Source organism: Bdellovibrio sp. BCCA, assembly GCF_037996825.1.
Classification (GTDB): Bacteria; Bdellovibrionota; Bdellovibrionia; order Bdellovibrionales; family Bdellovibrionaceae; genus Bdellovibrio.
The window spans coordinates 2,750,323-2,766,263 of the sequence record NZ_JBBNAC010000001.1 but is presented as its reverse complement, the minus strand read 5'-3'; the positions used below and the strand labels follow the sequence as shown (position 1 = coordinate 2,766,263).

General features: G+C 45.2%; 16 protein-coding genes and 1 tRNA gene. 7 read left to right on the top strand and 10 right to left on the bottom strand.

The features are described from left to right. Positions 1 to 18 precede the first annotated feature (18 nt). Positions 19 to 2,013, bottom strand: a complete 1,995-nt coding sequence (locus AAAA78_RS13405; protein WP_340592557.1) for a hypothetical protein — start codon at positions 2,011 to 2,013, stop codon at positions 19 to 21. Between the two features lie 311 nt (positions 2,014 to 2,324). Here AAAA78_RS13405 and AAAA78_RS13400 point away from each other — a divergent pair, with 311 nt between their 5' ends. After that, positions 2,325 to 2,897 (top strand): helix-turn-helix domain-containing protein, encoded by a 573-nt coding sequence (locus AAAA78_RS13400; protein ID WP_340592556.1) that lies wholly within the window; start codon positions 2,325 to 2,327, stop codon positions 2,895 to 2,897. Between the two features lie 24 nt (positions 2,898 to 2,921). Here the strand turns inward: AAAA78_RS13400 and AAAA78_RS13395 are convergent, their stop codons facing one another. After that, the gene (locus tag AAAA78_RS13395) at positions 2,922 to 3,719 is read right to left on the bottom strand and encodes a hypothetical protein (RefSeq protein ID WP_340592555.1); all 798 of its coding nucleotides are present in this window, start codon (positions 3,717 to 3,719) and stop codon (positions 2,922 to 2,924) included. Between the two features lie 420 nt (positions 3,720 to 4,139). On the opposite strand from AAAA78_RS13395, the gene AAAA78_RS13390 reads away from it, so the two are divergent. Further along, entirely contained in the window at positions 4,140 to 4,502 is a 363-nt protein-coding gene (locus tag AAAA78_RS13390) for a hypothetical protein (RefSeq protein ID WP_340592554.1), read from the top strand. Here the strand turns inward: AAAA78_RS13390 and AAAA78_RS13385 are convergent. Beyond that, positions 4,459 to 4,689 (bottom strand): pentapeptide repeat-containing protein, encoded by a 231-nt coding sequence (locus tag AAAA78_RS13385; RefSeq protein ID WP_340592553.1) that lies wholly within the window; start codon positions 4,687 to 4,689, stop codon positions 4,459 to 4,461. The genes AAAA78_RS13390 and AAAA78_RS13385 overlap by 44 nt on opposite strands. Positions 4,690 to 4,823: 134 nt before the next feature. On the opposite strand from AAAA78_RS13385, the gene AAAA78_RS13380 reads away from it, so the two are divergent. Continuing rightward, positions 4,824 to 5,648 (top strand): type II secretion system protein, encoded by an 825-nt coding sequence (locus AAAA78_RS13380; protein WP_340592552.1) that lies wholly within the window; start codon positions 4,824 to 4,826, stop codon positions 5,646 to 5,648. 23 nt (positions 5,649 to 5,671) lie between these two features. After that, a complete protein-coding gene (locus tag AAAA78_RS13375) occupies positions 5,672 to 7,546 on the top strand; it encodes a hypothetical protein (protein WP_340592551.1) in 1,875 nt (624 codons plus the stop codon). A gap of 75 nt (positions 7,547 to 7,621) precedes the next feature. Here the strand turns inward: AAAA78_RS13375 and AAAA78_RS13370 are convergent, their stop codons facing one another. Next, on the bottom strand, positions 7,622 to 7,879 hold the full coding sequence (locus AAAA78_RS13370; RefSeq protein ID WP_295901775.1) for a metal-sensing transcriptional repressor: 258 nt from the start codon (positions 7,877 to 7,879) through the stop codon (positions 7,622 to 7,624). A gap of 32 nt (positions 7,880 to 7,911) precedes the next feature. Here AAAA78_RS13370 and AAAA78_RS13365 point away from each other — a divergent pair, with 32 nt between their 5' ends. Continuing rightward, the gene (locus AAAA78_RS13365; protein WP_340592550.1) at positions 7,912 to 9,210 is read left to right on the top strand and encodes an ABC transporter substrate-binding protein; all 1,299 of its coding nucleotides are present in this window, start codon (positions 7,912 to 7,914) and stop codon (positions 9,208 to 9,210) included. A 16-nt stretch (positions 9,211 to 9,226) separates the two neighbouring features. Here the strand turns inward: AAAA78_RS13365 and AAAA78_RS13360 are convergent, their stop codons facing one another. Then, positions 9,227 to 9,556 carry a PepSY domain-containing protein gene (locus AAAA78_RS13360; protein ID WP_295901779.1) on the bottom strand — a complete coding sequence of 110 codons (330 nt, stop codon included), beginning with the start codon at positions 9,554 to 9,556 and terminating at the stop codon, positions 9,227 to 9,229. Positions 9,557 to 9,710: 154 nt separating this feature from the next. Here AAAA78_RS13360 and AAAA78_RS13355 point away from each other — a divergent pair. Next, a tRNA-Arg gene (locus AAAA78_RS13355) sits at positions 9,711 to 9,787 on the top strand. Between the two features lie 3 nt (positions 9,788 to 9,790). Here AAAA78_RS13355 and AAAA78_RS13350 read toward each other — a convergent pair. From AAAA78_RS13350 to AAAA78_RS13330, 5 genes are read right to left on the bottom strand one after another with little or no spacing between them, the layout of a single operon-like run. After that, on the bottom strand, positions 9,791 to 10,612 hold the full coding sequence (locus AAAA78_RS13350) for a YihY/virulence factor BrkB family protein (protein WP_340592549.1): 822 nt from the start codon (positions 10,610 to 10,612) through the stop codon (positions 9,791 to 9,793). 24 nt (positions 10,613 to 10,636) lie between these two features. Next, entirely contained in the window at positions 10,637 to 11,539 is a 903-nt protein-coding gene (locus AAAA78_RS13345) for an MBL fold metallo-hydrolase (RefSeq protein ID WP_340592548.1), read from the bottom strand. Then, positions 11,520 to 12,284 (bottom strand): lysophospholipid acyltransferase family protein, encoded by a 765-nt coding sequence (locus tag AAAA78_RS13340; protein WP_295901788.1) that lies wholly within the window; start codon positions 12,282 to 12,284, stop codon positions 11,520 to 11,522. Before AAAA78_RS13340 ends, AAAA78_RS13345 begins: the two co-directional genes overlap by 20 nt. Then, on the bottom strand, positions 12,281 to 13,225 hold the full coding sequence (locus tag AAAA78_RS13335) for a phosphatidate cytidylyltransferase (protein ID WP_295901791.1): 945 nt from the start codon (positions 13,223 to 13,225) through the stop codon (positions 12,281 to 12,283). Before AAAA78_RS13335 ends, AAAA78_RS13340 begins: the two co-directional genes overlap by 4 nt. Continuing rightward, the gene (locus AAAA78_RS13330; protein ID WP_340592547.1) at positions 13,225 to 14,583 is read right to left on the bottom strand and encodes a sigma-54-dependent transcriptional regulator; all 1,359 of its coding nucleotides are present in this window, start codon (positions 14,581 to 14,583) and stop codon (positions 13,225 to 13,227) included. Before AAAA78_RS13330 ends, AAAA78_RS13335 begins: the two co-directional genes overlap by 1 nt. Positions 14,584 to 14,678: 95 nt before the next feature. Between AAAA78_RS13330 and serA the strand changes: the two genes are divergently transcribed. Further along, positions 14,679 to 15,896, top strand: a complete 1,218-nt coding sequence (gene serA, locus AAAA78_RS13325; RefSeq protein ID WP_340592546.1) for a phosphoglycerate dehydrogenase — start codon at positions 14,679 to 14,681, stop codon at positions 15,894 to 15,896. The last annotated feature ends 45 nt before the right edge of the window (positions 15,897 to 15,941 follow it).

The following is a 15,941-nucleotide window of genomic DNA, read 5'->3' as shown; positions in this document are numbered from 1 at the left end:
AGGCGATATGTTCCGTTCTTATTTCATCACGGAAATTTCTGGCATCGGACACTGAAGCTCTTTGAGTTTTTGGCTCACCAATTGGGCATCGGCTTGGTAACCGTTGCTTTTCAGTCTCAGTTTCGCTTTTTCGTAAAGGGAAGGCGAGCCGTTCCAGCCGTTCTGTGTTTCAGGCAGGCCTTGACCTCGGCAAGCAGAGATGATTTTGGCATCCACCTTCACATCTAAGACAGGATCAATCATGTCACAGAAAAACTGAATAGCACCCAAGTGGTCCAAAGCAGCTGACCAATCCAACCATGCTGATTCCAACTGTTGGCAAACGACTTCATTATCGCGGGAGCCGACAGGAAGAGTTTTCAAAGTCAGATTTGAAAGTCCTTTTGTGACTTTTACATCACGGGCAAGGTAAATCATATCAAGCGTGTTAAAGCCTTCCACGCGAACTCCGGCGATGCGGAATTTTTTTGAAAGACGTCTTCCAAACTCGGTGAGACTTAAAGACTCTTCACGCAAGGCCTTCATACCTGCGGTGAAAGCGCCGATAGTTTGGTCGTGCATGCTCTTCGTATGCTCAATCCACGCAAAGACTGGAGACTTGCCAAAATTCCAGCGGAAGCGTGAGCCAAAAAGTCCCGCCTTTAAAGCAACCATCCGTTGGGCAAATTCAGAGCGATCAATGATCGAAGTGTCTTTGGAAAGTTCTTCCATGGCTTTTTCAACGCGTTTGACAGTGACAATATCGGTTTGAAGCAGGGAATAGCGCGCTTTCCACTGGCGGTATTCCGCATTTTTGGCAAGCTCTGTATCAAGATCGCTTTGCTTTTTCTCAATCACGCTTCCTGAAAGATTCAATGCCTGGTGAATGCTTTGCAACCAGGATTTGCCCATCTTAGCGCAAGACGCGGGATCGTCCATAGAACCTGTTGCGTAATCCGTTAAAGATTTGATGGCGCGATTGTTCATTGCCATCAAAGCAGCGGCCTGGATTTTTTCGGTCTTTGAGGAATCTTGAGTGAGCTGTTGCAGATTCAAGAAGCTCGACATTGGAAAGACCGTCGAAGACGTCGCGGTTTTTACTAGCTCAATAGAAAGGCTGCACATCAAAAGATCGTCGGCATTGTTGGCCACCTGGTTTTCAAGAACCGCCAAATAGTCTTTGTCGGAACTGACTTCCGTGCGGAAGCCATTCAAATATTTTTCCGTAGAATCTTTAAAAGCCAAAGTCGCAGCAAGGCCCTTGCTTGGCTGGCCGAAGCGGGCGTTGTACAGCGCTACGTTTTGTTCAAGTTCTTTTGTGATCGTGTCGATCTTTCCGCTTTGAGCCAGTTGCACGAAGCGAACTTTCTTGGCAATTTTCGTGAATTGGCAGACGTTTTCCAAAAGAGCTTTGCGGTGATTTGGTTTCGACATGTCCAAGGTGTTTTGATCGATCATTTTAGCGATCGCCGAAATACCGCTGGTCGCGACAGCGCCGCCAATTACAAACGGCAAAGCCGGCTTTAGTGCGGCATTCATAGAAACGGCGAAAAGCGCGTAAGGTGCTAATCCGTTAACGACGTCATTGACAGCTAAAAGAACTTTTCCCGTCGACATCACTTGGCGACCGCAGCGAGAGTTTAAGAATTCATTGTTATTGATAACGTCACCAATGTTGCCAACGGCAGCAAGGGCATCGGTCATAGATTTTTCAAGAGCAGCCGAGTTCACCTGAGTGGCTTTGGATTCTTTGATCGCCGTTTGAATATCGACGATGCTTTTTTTAATGGTCTCGCCATTCTCACCAAAAGATTTGGCAGAAGGGTTGCCTGTGCATTCAGGGGAGGCGTTGACTTGGGCGTTGAGAGTATCAATAGCTGAGATAAGCTCGGCATGGGGGCGATTTTCAAACAGAGGACAGCTATAAGCCTCTGGGACTTGAGCCGAAGACATTTTGGTTTGAGTGTTTGCTGCCCAAGAGGCAGGAACACCCAAAAGCGTAAGGACTGTCACTGATAAAACCGCGCGCTTCACAAAGAGCTCCACTGTTTAACGTTTTGGCAAGGTGCCTTTTCACGAATGTCGCAGAAGACCTTTAAGGCCTTATGAACTAATACACACGACATTCATAATGTCAGAAGAGTGGAATGCAAATTCAGTACTAAAACGGGCGCGATTTCAGTCTCAGGGCGTTTGACGGAAACGCTCGAACACTTATGAAAACCACTCTCATATTAGATAAAGATTTTTTATTTAGAAGCATTAATACTTCGACATATGTTTTGTTTTTCTTCTGGAAGAAATTGTACAACGTCAAGTTTAGGGCATACTTTTTTTGAGGGACAATGATGAGTGATGAATTAAATAGTTTCTTGAAGTTGAAGTTTGAAGAATTAAAAAATACCAACCCGCGCTTTTCGTTGCGAGGCTTGGCTCAACGATTGGACATGTCTCCAGGTCATCTTTCAGAAATTTTTAATGCGAAACGACCGCTTTCCAAAAAGGTTTTGGAAAAGCTCATCAAGGGACTGCATCTTTCGGAAAACGAAAATGCGCATGCACTGGCACTTTATGCCGATCAGACGAAATACTCTTTAACTCGTTCAGTGACGGAGATACAAACGCCTCCCGTCGGGAATATCGACTTCTACTTGGTTCTTGCCGCTTTGGATTTGCCGGGAACGGATAAGGAAAGCCTCGCACAAAAGACAGGAATGAGTCTTGAAGAAACAGAGCAGGCCTTGGCTTCTTTGCATAAGCTTGGCTTGCTTGAAGAGTGTGACGGACGCTGGGTGAAAAGACGGAATGGCACTGGCAACGGTGAGATGTCTCACAATATTCAGAAATTTTCTGAAGGGGAATGTTCAGAAGTTTACACGCTGGGCATTCAGCTTTTGCCGGGAAAGAAAACGGGATAATTTCTTATCCCGTTTTTTCATTTCTTACATATCGTAAGAATCTGTTTTTCTGATTTCCATCGCCTTAAGTGCTTCGAAGATTTCCTGATCGTTGTTTGAAGCTTGTCTGACGTTGAGTTTTGATTCATCAAAGCAAGGTGTGTAAGTTTGAATGGCTTTGGTGATTCTAGGTACACGCTTGCTGGCTGCTTTCGGTCTTAAAACATCCCAGTAAGACTTGTTGCTAAAAAGATTGTCGTCACGGCGAAGCTGATCGTTGAGCATGGAAAGTGCGCAGCGGAAAGTTCCTTGCGCCGTATTGCCGTCGCCATTTGAGCATCCTTTTGAATAGACGCCTTCTTTACCGTGGTGCAGTTGCAAAAGACCGATGAGGCTTCCGTTAGGTCCTTTAGCAGTTTCCGTTTTATCGCAAGTACTTTCATAGTGAGCCATGGCGTTGATGACCAGCACCCAGAAGTTGGCTTTATCTGTGGGTTTCATTTCACTATATGTCGGACACAAGCGGTGAATGTCGCGAGCGCCTTCGTCAAGATTCTTAAAATCGCTTGAAAGATAGATCCCGCGAATGTCCTTCGCCCAGGCACCCATCTTTTCGTCGTCAACGAAGTTTTCGCACTTCGCGCCCCAATCCAATTTGTCGTTGATATCAGTCAGCGTTGCTGCGACGAACGGCAAATTATTTTTCATGCGCGGACCTGCAGATGTTTGAATGGTGCATGTCTCACAGTGAGACGCTTCGGTCGCGGATCGCGAACCGGAACTTAAAGCAGGAAGGGGTAGTAACGTCCACGCAAGGGCAATAACGGCAATTTTCGATTTCATTTCTCTCTCCTTCTCAGTACACAAACTTTACAGGTGGGAGCGTTTTTGCGCGCTTTACGGCTCATGTCCGCCGTATTTCACCTGTTGTTTACAAAAGAAAAGGGATGCGTATTTGATGCCAACAAAGAGGGAAAAAATGGATTTGTGTTTCTTGTTTTCAATCGAACAACGAGAATAAAAAAAAGCCCCACTCATCTAGAAATTAGGGAAGACAAGCGGAGCGAAAGGATGCGGAAATACGGGCTCAAATTGATACGCTTCGGCGAATTTGTCAAAAGCAAAACTCCGTCGGAAATTTCAAACTGTTCGATGAAATAGAGCGAAAGCCAAAGTTGCAACTCCTTGTAAGAAAACAAGCGAAACGGTCAAGGCTTCTCAGAAACAATAGCTTCGTTGTATGAGGTGGCGGCGGAGGAACGAATGAAACTGTTTTATATCTTCATGGGAATTTTAAGTGTGAGTTCAGTAAGCCAAGCCACTGAGCTCTTGTGTACGAATGCAGCTAAATCTTTGGAAGTTTCCATCGTTCAGGATGGTGGAGAAGAAACGCTCACGGTCCGTATGGCAAAACGAGCGGCCGAAACCTATCTTATCCTTTACCGGGATGATTCCAAAGTTGTATCGGTGAATGATTCCGATATCAATGGTTCTTCTTCAAGAGGAGCCATCTTGTCTTTTAATACTTATGGTCACAGTTATCTTGCTTACGATGGTGATGTTGTCGAAGTGCTTTGTAGCACTAGAACTCCACCAGGACACCTAGAGCCTGCAAGAGAACAATAGCTTCTGGAAACGAAAACTGCGCTTCTTTCATTTTTACGAAGCGCGGATCGATAAAATAATTTTTTGCGTTTCTGAAGTCGGCTTTTTCTAAATTGGCGTTTGCAAAAGAAGCCCCCGTAAGCAGTGATGACTGAAAGCTGGATTTTTGCAGGTTGGCGCCAGAAAAGTTCGCCTTTGGGAAGTTCACAGAAAGCCTGCAAGGCAGGGAGGCGCACTTGGGCCCTTGAAAGAGGCCGGAAAAAATCATCTCAGTTTGATAATTAGAGAAACTCTTTTTTAATTGTACGCGAATAATGCCGATACCAGAGTAGGAGTCCAATCATGAACGTGTCTGCTCGTCGAGCTTGTCTCTTGTTGAATCAAAATGGGATGTCTTTAGTTGAACTTTTAGTGAGCGTTGGAATCATGGCGATCATTATGGCCGGATTTGCTTCGATGCAGGTGCAACAACAACGGGAAAGTCGTGCGATTACTGAAAAGCTAGCTTCCATGGATTTTGAAAAACTCCTGCAGTCGGCGATGATGGATGGAACCACCTGTAAGTTCATTTTGAATAATCCAACGGCTTTGACATTCAATTCAACGGCATTGTCACCAACAACTCCACAATATGTAACTCCTTCGCGTCCTCTTTATGCACAAGTAAATGGAGCGACTCCAGGTCCCGTAGTCGCACAATTAAATCAACCTCTCTCTGGCAATTCATCGCTGGTTCCTAATCTGATTCGTCTCAAAATTGAAAGCGGAAGTGGTGGCACCTACATTGGTCGTTGGGAAGTGCATTTTGATTCCGACCGTTTGGTGCGCGCGCTGAAACCCGTCACGGTTTCAACAGTGCTGACGGTGGATAACAGCAATCCTTCCGCCGCGCGAATTATGAATTGTCTTGGTGAACACGTTCCACAGTTTGCAAACGTCACTTATCATCCTTTTTGTGCGACACCGTCGGGTGGTCTTCTTTTAAAGTCGTTGCAGGCCAATCGAATTTGCACATTGACGGCGACAGACGATGATGTGGGGTCAACGGCTGTGGCCGCAGGAGATTACAAATGTCGAGTCCAGGCAGATGGGACTTCATGGCGTGGTTATGCTCCCATGGGATGTGGGCAGGTCGCGTGCGTTGCTGTTTGTTTTGATTTACAATAAGTTTCTTCGCTACACTTTTTGTTATGAGACATTTTCATAACGTCGTCGTAGCAGCACTTGTTTTCACTCTGACTGGTTGTGGAGGATCTTCCGTGAAGAATCCGCCCACTCCTTTGCCAGCACCACCTCCACCCGGACCTCTTGGTGTTTTTAATCCCCAAGGAACTTGGAGTTTGGATGTGGCGAATCCCAACGTTGAAGTTGTAATTGGTGCAAAAAATTTCAATTCGCCTCTGGATCAATTGCCGAATGAAGTTCCGTTTAAAAAGCCAATTGGGAATATCGATATTGAATACTTGCAGGATAAAGCCACGGCACGTTTTGGTCTGATCGATCTGGGTTTTAAAAACAATCCCGTTGAAGTCGTTTTGCAACCTGTGTTTCAAAACTTTCAAGGTACATCGCTTGCAGAAGTGAGCTCGGATTCCATTGATTCTAAATACGGATGTCTTTTGCAAATGACGTCTCAGCTCAAGGCGGATTTTTCAAGCAGTGACAAAGGTGTCTTTATTTTCACGAAAACAATCGAGTTAAAGGATTCAGGTACAGGGACGAATTGTCAGACTTATTTGCAAGATCAGCAAAAGCTGGCAAACGCTGGGCAGAAAATCGGACCTTTGCAATTGTTATTGGATAAACAATGGATCACGGTTGCGGAGTTAACGACAGTTTCTAAAATTGTTTTCATCACTCCGATGAGTTGGAAAAGAGTGAGCACTGAAATGCAGAGTTTGCCCTCTTGCACCTCTCCTCAGGTGATTCAACGCTCTCCCATTGAGACGGAATATTTTGAAGGTCTTATTCCTTTAGGAGGCTCAAGGCAGGGAGGACATCTTTTCCCAACTTCCCATGTTTATTTTTATCACAATCAAAATCACTATGCGCTTTTGATTTCTCCGCTAAACGGAAGACTCACGGAAGCGATTCTTACGCGAAGAGCGCCTAAGGACGAAGCGACGGGACAGCCTAAGAAAAATCCTGATGGTACAACGGCATTTGATTTCCATGATTATCAGCTCATGCTGCAAAGCTGTTCAGATATTATTGTGCATTTTGCTCACGTCCATAATCTGTATTTGGAAAATCCGAAATTGCAAAGTCTGCAAGATCAAAACTTTGACAAGGGTCAATGTGATGAGCCTTATTTAGAGGGAAGTGCTTTCTTTGTGAACTGTCATCTTAAGGTCAATATCCCGGTGACAACGATGGATGTTCTGGGAAGTTTTCAAAATCCCAACGGTGCTATTGCTTTGGACATGACGACGCTGGATATGAAAGCGCCAACATCTTTTATCAACCCAAGTCGTCATAATTCTTGGGATACACACGCTGTGTGTCCGGCGGATTACGCTGTTCCGGGCTTAGGCAATCTCTTCAATCTTCGTTTTAGTGATTACACTGGAAAACAAAAATCCATTGCTAACGATGCCGATAAAGCACAAGGCAAAGGAAGATGCGGAACTGTCGCGATGGATATGGAAGGGACGGCGCGCGGTTATTGGTTCTGGGCAGAATCAACGGGAAAGGAATTTGAGAACTTTGGTCTTCACACGGTATTAACGTGGAATGTTTTAGATCCGAAGCTGCAAGTTTTCAGTATCGGAACAAAAGGTCCGGAAGGTGCTAACGGAAATTGGGGGTTTTATATTAACAGCGAAATTGCCGATGCGAATATCAATGTCCCTTTTGAAAAGACCAAGCCCGATATTCTTTACTGTTATGACACCAAGGGCACGTCAACGGTGGATTTGAACGGTTTGATAGGAAGTCCTCTGACGATCATTATGAAATTCACAGGGGCCGGCGTTGCCTCGACGATGACTCTTGGAAGTCGTCCTGAAAAATGTCAGGACGCTCCAGTTGTGATGCCAGCAAATGCCGTGAACTATATCAGGTAGAGTTAATACTTTTGAGTATCCAGCGCCAGGCATGTTGAGATTGCTAAAAGACGTGACCTTTTAGATGACGTGCTCTTATGAAATATATTTCGTAATCTCTTTAAGTTCTTCCAAGTCGACATGCTTGCCATCCAAGCAATGTTCAATGTGATCGTGAATGTATGTGCCTTTAGCGGCAATAATAGCGTTAGAGACGGCGTGAAGCTGTCGTGCAACGTCGACGCAAGGCAGTTCGTCTTCGAGCATTTGAATGACTTTTTCGAGATGTCCCTTTGCTCTTTTGAGTCTTTTCGAGACTTCTTTATGACTGAGATGTTGCTTTTTGTGGCTCATACGGATATGAGTATCCCCTCCCCGGGGATAGGATGTCAAACACTGTGATAAAGTTTTTTAATATTGAACGAAAATTGCTCTTAGGTAGATTCTTAACTCGCTCTGGCGATCAGGCTTGGGATTTTGTAATTCCTTTTGCATTACTGCATGTGTTTCCAGGTCGGTTGCAAATCGCCGCCCTTTATTACCTGATGGTTAAGATCGGAACTTTTCTTCTAACGACTTCGGCTGGAAAGTGGATTGATTCAAATCAGCGAAGTCGTGTGGTCGCGGCGGGAGTCTGGATTCAATTCTTCGCGGTCCTCGGAGGAATCTTTTGCTTTTGGTATCTGGATAAGACGAGTCACGCAGGTTTGTCTTTATCGGATCCATCGATACTGCTGCTTTTTGCGGTTCTTTGCTTTTTTGGAATTTTCGCGTCGTTAGGCTCTGTCATCACGGATATTGCCGTGGGAAATGATTTGGCTCCATTGTTGGTTTCAAGTGAGCGTCTTACTTGGTTTAACAGTTGGCTAAGAAGAATTGATCTTGGCACGGAAGTGGGAGCTCCTATAGTGGCGGGAATTATTTATGCCATTGATCTTTCCTCTATTCATCTTTTTGGGCTCTTTATGATTGCTGCGTGGAATTTGATTTCTTTTGTTCCCGAATATCTTTTGCTTAAGAACGTCGTGAATAGTTCGAATGTGAAGAAGCAGATAAACAGCGGGACTGAAAGTTGGAAAGATCTTTTTCAGATTGATTTGAAAAAGGCTTTAACGAATCCCATTTTTCCTTTGATCTTTAGTTATGCGTTGTTGTGGTTATCCGTTCTAAGTCCTCACGGCGTTTTGTTGGCCGGATATTTGAAAGACCAAATGGCCTTGCCGGAATCAGAAATCGGCTTGTTTCGGGGACTTGGTGCCATGTTTGGTTTGCTGTCGACATTGAGTTTTCCAATGCTGGTTGAAAAAATAGGAATTATTAAAAGCTCAAAGGCACATCTTGCGTTTCAAGGTGTGATGTTGATTGGCGCGATTATCGCTTTTAGTTTTCAAGGAAACTTGGCCGTTTACATTTTCCTGGTATTTATTCTTTTATCTCGCGTGGGACTTTATGGATTTTCCAATGGCGAATTTGAACTTCGCCAGCGTCTTATTCCCGAAGCAAAGCGGGGAGAGCTGAACTCTTTGAGCTACCTTATGACGACTTTGGCAACGCTTGTGTTGTTTGCCTTGGGAAGTCTGCTGCCTAATACGGAAGATTTTAAATACTTAGTGTACGGCTCTCTCTCCGCTGTGTTGATTGCGAATGTGATCTTCATCAGGTGGTCAAAGAAGACCGGCGCGTGAATGCGCCGGTTGGCTTTTATTCTGTAAGAACGTGGTCGTCGATAGAGAGAATGGCAAGATTTCCGGCATCCACTTTAAGTTTCGCTTTCTTCTTATCTTCTTTCATCACTTTGATTTCATAAATCAAGTAGCCGTGTTCGCTTTCAAGTTCGGCTTCGATGGCTTTCCCTGGAACTTTTTTTTCAGCAGCGTTAATGGCATCTTGCATGCTGACTTTCGCTTGTGAAGCGTAGTCTGAAGTTTTAAAGCGATCCACTTTAATAGAACCTGTGAAGTCCTTTGCTTGAACAGTGGCAAAGGGCAACGTTGAAACCAAAACGGTCGTTAGAAGTCTTGAAATTTTCATCGGGATTTCTCCTTTCGTTGTATAGTTCCTACGTTGGCGTCGAAGTTGAAACGGGGGTAGAACTATATAGAGACTTTGGAAAGATACAAAAGAAGTGCTTGAAATCAGGGGCTTAAACCCCTATAAAGAAGGTTCACTGACAAAGTGATACGGGGGTTCCGTAGCTCAGCTGGATAGAGCATCTCCCTTCTAAGGAGAGGGTCGTACGTTCGAGTCGTACCGGAATCACCATTTTTATGCAACGTGTCGTTTCTGTAGGGAAGCACACAGAGCCACTCCCCCTAAGATCACGTACCAAATCGTGAGAATCCATAACAAAAGAATCGGAAGAGCCGCAAACGATCCATAGATTCTATTGTAAGCAAAAAACTTAATGGCCAGCATCGCGTAAGTTTTATGAACTCCGTACAACGTCAAAGCCGCTAATAAGGAACTTACAAACGCCGCTTTCGTGCGCACTTGCAAATCGGGCACTAGCTTATAAATCAAAAACAAAGTGCCGACCAAAACCACAGAGTTTGAAACCGCAGCCGGCACCACTCGGTGGACGAACTGAAATTGTTCAAGGGAAGTAAAGCCCACGTAGATCGCCAAAAAAACGGGAATCACAAGAATCAAAGCCCATTGATAGATCAGACGTTTGTAAAAAGGTCTCGTGTTACGCTGATTCCATACGCGGTGAATTCCCACTTCCATATCGTGAAGCAGGCGAATCGAAGTGATAAATAAAAATACCGCTCCCGTCGTCCCTAATTTTCCGGCATTGATATTTTTTAAGAAAATACGAATGAACTTCGTGACGTCACTGCCTGCTGCTTCTCTCATATTCGCCAGAAGCAGGGCTTCGACCTTAGGGTAAAAAGCCTCAAGGCCACCAATGGATTGAAAAGTCGCTAGCACCACGGCAATAAAAGGAACCAAAGCAATGGCCGTTGAAAAAGACAAAGAAGCGGCGACAAGAGCCAGCTCTCCATCGCGCATCTGTTGAAGCGTGTCTTTCAAAACGCTCCACAAGGTTTTCATAGTGATGTTTGCTTTAACAACCAACGGACTCATGCCGCTAGGGTAACATGAATCCCGTTAGAGCTGGAATCTTTTTTGAACAGCGAAGTCGTGCCCACTGCGCTCAATAAGAGCAGCATCGCAATATGGATCGTGTTCAAAGAACAGGTACCAATGCTGGTCAGCGGCCTCACTTAAGTGCTTTTGCTTTTCTTCCATCAACGTCAAAGGATGAAGATCGTATCCCATGAGCCACGGAATTTTGACATGAGAGCTTGTCGGAACCATATCGCCGCAATAAAGCACCGTCGTCTTGCCGTCGGTGATTTTCACGACCTGCTGAGCTTGTGTATGACCATTGGAGATAAGAACCGAAATTCCCGGAAGGATTTCTTGAGGGCCGTCGATCACTTTTAAAACTCCAGCATCTATTAAAGGCTGAAAGTTCGCGGCATAGTAACTCGCTTTTTCGCGCAGATTGGGATGGCTGGCAGTCTCGAGATTTCCTTTTTGCACGTAGTATTGAGCTTTGGGAAAAGTCGGAACCAGTTTGCCATCGCGCTCTGTTGTCGCACCTCCGGCATGATCAAAGTGCAGGTGAGTGAGAATCACATGATGAACGTCTTCAGGCTTTAAACCATGAGTCGCCAAAGATTTCAGAAGTGAAGGACCGCTTTCCTCCATCGCATACATCTCAGCAAATTTATTTCCCAATTTTTCGCCGTATTTTGCGACGAAGTCTTTGCCGTTTCCGGTATCAATCAAAACGTTGCATCCCGGAGATTTTAAAAGCAAAGCGCGCGCTTCCATCGGAATGCGGTTTTTATTGTCTGGAGGATTGGATCTTTCCCATAAAACTTTTGGAACCGTTCCAAACATGGCGCCACCATCCAAGCCAAAAAGGCCCGTAGGGATCGGGCAGACTTCATGAGTTCCAACTGTTAATTTTGTTTTCTCGATATCAAAGTTGTTCGGAGTCATTTTTAGTATCCTCCTCTTCTTTTTTCGCGAAGGCTTCAGGGTTGATCGTTAACACCCACTCTTTATAAGCAGCATACACCTGTTGAATCGGTCCTGGCGGATGAACCGGACCAACGTGCAAAACCAATTTTCCCGGTAATGGAATCGGCTGACCTTTTGGCCAAAGCTCCATATTGCCTTCAAGATATGTGAATAAAAGAGGCGTTTGCGTTCTTTCAGAGAAAATAGAAACCCCACGTTTGAATTCCTGAATTTTCCCATCTTTGGAGCGTGTGCCCTCGGGGAAAATAATCAACCACATGCGAGGAAGCTCTGTGAGTAATTTCAAAATCAAATTGATCGCTTCACCCTTACGGTCTTTGCGGTCGATAGGAATGGCACCCAAGCAGTGCTTTGAAAAAAATGTGAAAAGCGCATTCGTAAAGAAGTAATCTTTTGCAGCAGCGATATAAAGATTCAACCAATAACGGCGAGGAATAGAAGCTGCGATAGAAACCGCATCCAAGTGACTTGCGTGATTGCTGATAATAATTAACTTGGGTTGAGTCGCATAGATCTCCTTAAACGGAGTTCCTTTGACCTGCAGGCGAATATAAAATTTAAAAGCGAGGTTCTTAAGAAAGATCGACCACAAAAAACGCATGAACACGCTGAACATGTCGATATGACGTGTGAACAGCGGTAAGTGTTTTAAGTAAGTCGGCAGTTTAGTCCACTGCTCGTTATCGTAGTTCCAATCTTTCATAGTAGAACCGTCATCACATAATAATAAATCGGAGCAACAAAGATCAATCTATCCACACGGTGAAGGAAATCTCCACGCCCGATAATAAAAGGTCCCACGGTTTTCATTCCGGCATCGCGACGAACGGCTGTCATCACAAGGTCACCGACGAATCCACCTAAAGAGGCGACAAGACCTGATGCCAACCAGTATTTGTCAGAACCGTCTGGTAAAAGGAATCGCATGCAACCTGCAAGAAAGATCGTGAGGGCAATGGATGTCGCAGTACTTCCTACCGTACGACGAGGATTGATTCCAGGGAACATTCTCCATCCACCGATATAGCGTCCAACCGCCAAGTTCGTGTTGTCGCAGAACTCTGTGAGGATAATCAAGTACATCACTTGGTAGACGCCATTCGGAAACTTTAAGATAAGCCCCAAATGCATGAAAGACCAGCCCAGGAAAATAAATGCGAGAAGAGTCAACGACATGTATTGAATCATGCGTTTATAAGAGTTGCGTATCAGCGGCACAAGGCAACTGGCGCCCAAGACCACCATCGGCATAGAGTTGTAAATGTCCAAGCGGTCATACCATGCGCAGACACCCAGACCAATAATTCCCGCATAACAGATCAAAACGAAATTACTGCGATGGAACATCCCCATAATTTGGAAAAAAATTTTAGCTCCGGCAATTGCGAGGATAGTCAAAAACACCAAAGGCCATGGTTCAGGTAGGCCCATCACCAAGAACATCAAAGGAGCTGCAATCAGCCAACTCTTAATGCTCGCCCATGATTGCACGAAGTAATAGTTCTTGTTTCTAAAAAAGAAAATGATCGCACCAGAGACAAAGATGATCGAAAGAACAATCAAAACAGTTTGGCGATAAATATGGCTTTCCCAAGCTGTTGGCATATTGAGGCGGATTGGAAAGCTGATGTCGAAAAAATTCATTACGAAGGTTCCTCTTCAATTTTGTAGTCTTTGATTTTCTTATAAAGATTTGAACGTGAGACCTGCAGAATTTTTGCGGCGGCCTCGATATCGCTGGTTTGCTTTAAAACCGTGCGAATTGCGTGTGCTTCAAACTCTTCCACCAAAGTGTTAAGTCCTTTGTTGAAATCAATCGTCGTGTAAGAAGGTGCTCCCGCAGAAGTGGCCGTCGGTCTTAACCAGCTGGTGACATCTTCTTCGCGAATAAATGGCAGGGGAGAAGTCAGGCTCAGTTGTTCACACACGCGTTTTAGTTCACGCACGTTGCCTGGCCAGTTGTATTTCTTTAAAGAGGCCAGTCCATCTTCGGCAATTGTTTTATTGCGGCGAGGGCGTTCCGCTTCAAGAAAATGCTTTGCAAGCTCATCAATGTCTTCAAGACGTTCGCGCAACGGCGGAAGATCAATTCGTTGAGAAGCCAACCGGTAAAGGAGGTCTTCACGGAATTCACCAGCGGCGACCATTTTTTCTAACGATCTATTGCTTGCAGCAATCACGCGTGTTTTTACTTGGGAGCTTTCTTTTGCTCCCACTCTGCGAACCTCACCTGTTTCAAGAAAGCGCAGAAGCTTTGCTTGCTGACTTAGTGGCAAGGCTTCGATTTCATCTAAGAATAAATCTCCACCATTAGCCGCTTCTGTGAGGCCGACTTTGTTTTGCTCAGCTCCGGTGAAAGCACCTTTCACGTGACCGAACATTTCTGATTCAAAAAGATTTTCCGGAATGCTCGCCAGATTCACAGCGATGAAGGGGCGGTCACCTTCTTGTTCATGCAAAAGACGCGCGACCACTTCCTTACCGCAACCTGTTTCACCTTCGATCAACACAGGATTTGTTTCACCGCGAAGATCAGCAATACGTTTTTTAATTTTTTGTGAAGCTTGAGAACTTCCTACCCAGCGAGCGCTGTGACGATTCGCACTCGGATCCATGCTGCGCAAATCCCAAAGAGCTTCGATTTTTTCCAGAATCAAAAGAACTTCTTCCGGCATCAATGGTTTTGCGAGGAATCTTTGCGCGCCCGCCTTCAGGCAGCTTTCCATCAAGGGGCGACTTAAGTCCCCAGACATCGCGACCACTTCAAGCTGATTATTATGCTTGATCAGTTTTTCGATCACTTGAGGTCCCGCTGCTTTGGTCGAGCCCGGTTCTAAATGCATGTCTACGAAAGCGGCATGATAGAAACGCTCGTATTGAATGGCTTCAAGCTTGGGAGCTGAAAAAACCTTCCAATGAGTCGGCAAACACATCTTTAAAGACTGATGAACCAACGGATCATCGTCGACGATAAGTAGAGAAAAAACTCGAGTTGATGCCATATCCTCCAGTCTGGCTTGTGAGGAGTGCTTTGACTACTCATTTCGCGCATAGTCAGTAGTGACGAAGGCCTACTTTGTGATTAAACTTAAGGAAGTTGGAGGTGCCAGTGAGCGCTCTCAGAATTCTTCTTGTTGAAAACATTCATTCGGTTGCTAGAGACACACTTATTGCCGAGGGATTTAAAGTCGATTTGATCTCTCACGCGCCTTCTGAAGAAGAGCTTCTTAAGATTCTTCCGAATTACGACGTGCTCGGCATTCGTTCAAAAACAGAAATCACGGCGGAAGTTTTAAGAAAAAATCCACAACTGACAACAATTGGTTGCTTCTGCATTGGTACAAATCAGGTCGACTTAATGACTGCGCGCGAGTGCGGAGTTCCGGTGTTCAACGCACCTCACTCGAACACGCGTTCGGTGGCTGAACTTGTCATTGCAGAAATGATTTCTTTGTCTCGTCAGTTGGGGGATCGCAACACCAAAGCTCACGTTGGTGAGTGGGTGAAGTCCGCCGAAGGTTCTCGCGAGGTGCGCGGCAAAACGGTCGGTATCGTTGGTTACGGTCACATCGGAAGCCAAGTGAGTATCTTGGCTGAAGCGATGGGACTTCGCGTGGTGTTCTATGATGTGCTTAAGAAATTACCTCTGGGAAATGCAGTTGCAAAAAGTTCGTTAGAAGAACTTCTTTCTGTTTCCGATTTTGTGACTTTACACGTTCCTGAAACTCCAGAAACCAAAGACATGATCGGCGCCAAAGAGCTTTCTATGATGAAAAAAGGAAGTTACTTAATCAACGCCAGCCGCGGAACCGTGGTCGTGATCGAGGCTCTGGTCGATGCTCTAAAATCAAAACATATCGCCGGTTGCGCGATTGACGTTTTCCCTGAGGAGCCTGCAAGCAACAAAGAAAAATTCAAATCACCATTGCAAGGTGTCTCCAATGTGATTCTCACGCCTCACATCGGGGGAAGCACTGAAGAAGCGCAGTACGCCATCGGCATGGAAGTCGCAGAAAGTTTCCGTCGTTATTTGAAAATCGGTTCTTCGTCAGGAGCTGTGAATTTCCCGAATGTGGATTTGCCAGTGAAGCAGGGGACATCACGTATCTTGAACGTTCATAGAAATGAACCAGGTGTGTTGGGGGAAATCAACGGATTGATCTCAAAAGCCGGTGCCAATATCGAGGGACAATATCTCTCAACAGACGAAAAAATCGGTTATCTCGTGATGGACGTGCATTCCACTCACGCTGATGCTTTAGCTATAGAAATCGGAAAACTAGGTCGATCCATCCGCACTCGCGTGGTCTACTAGGTACGCCGTACCTTTTTGAAACGCGCTGTAGCCAGAAAAAAGAAG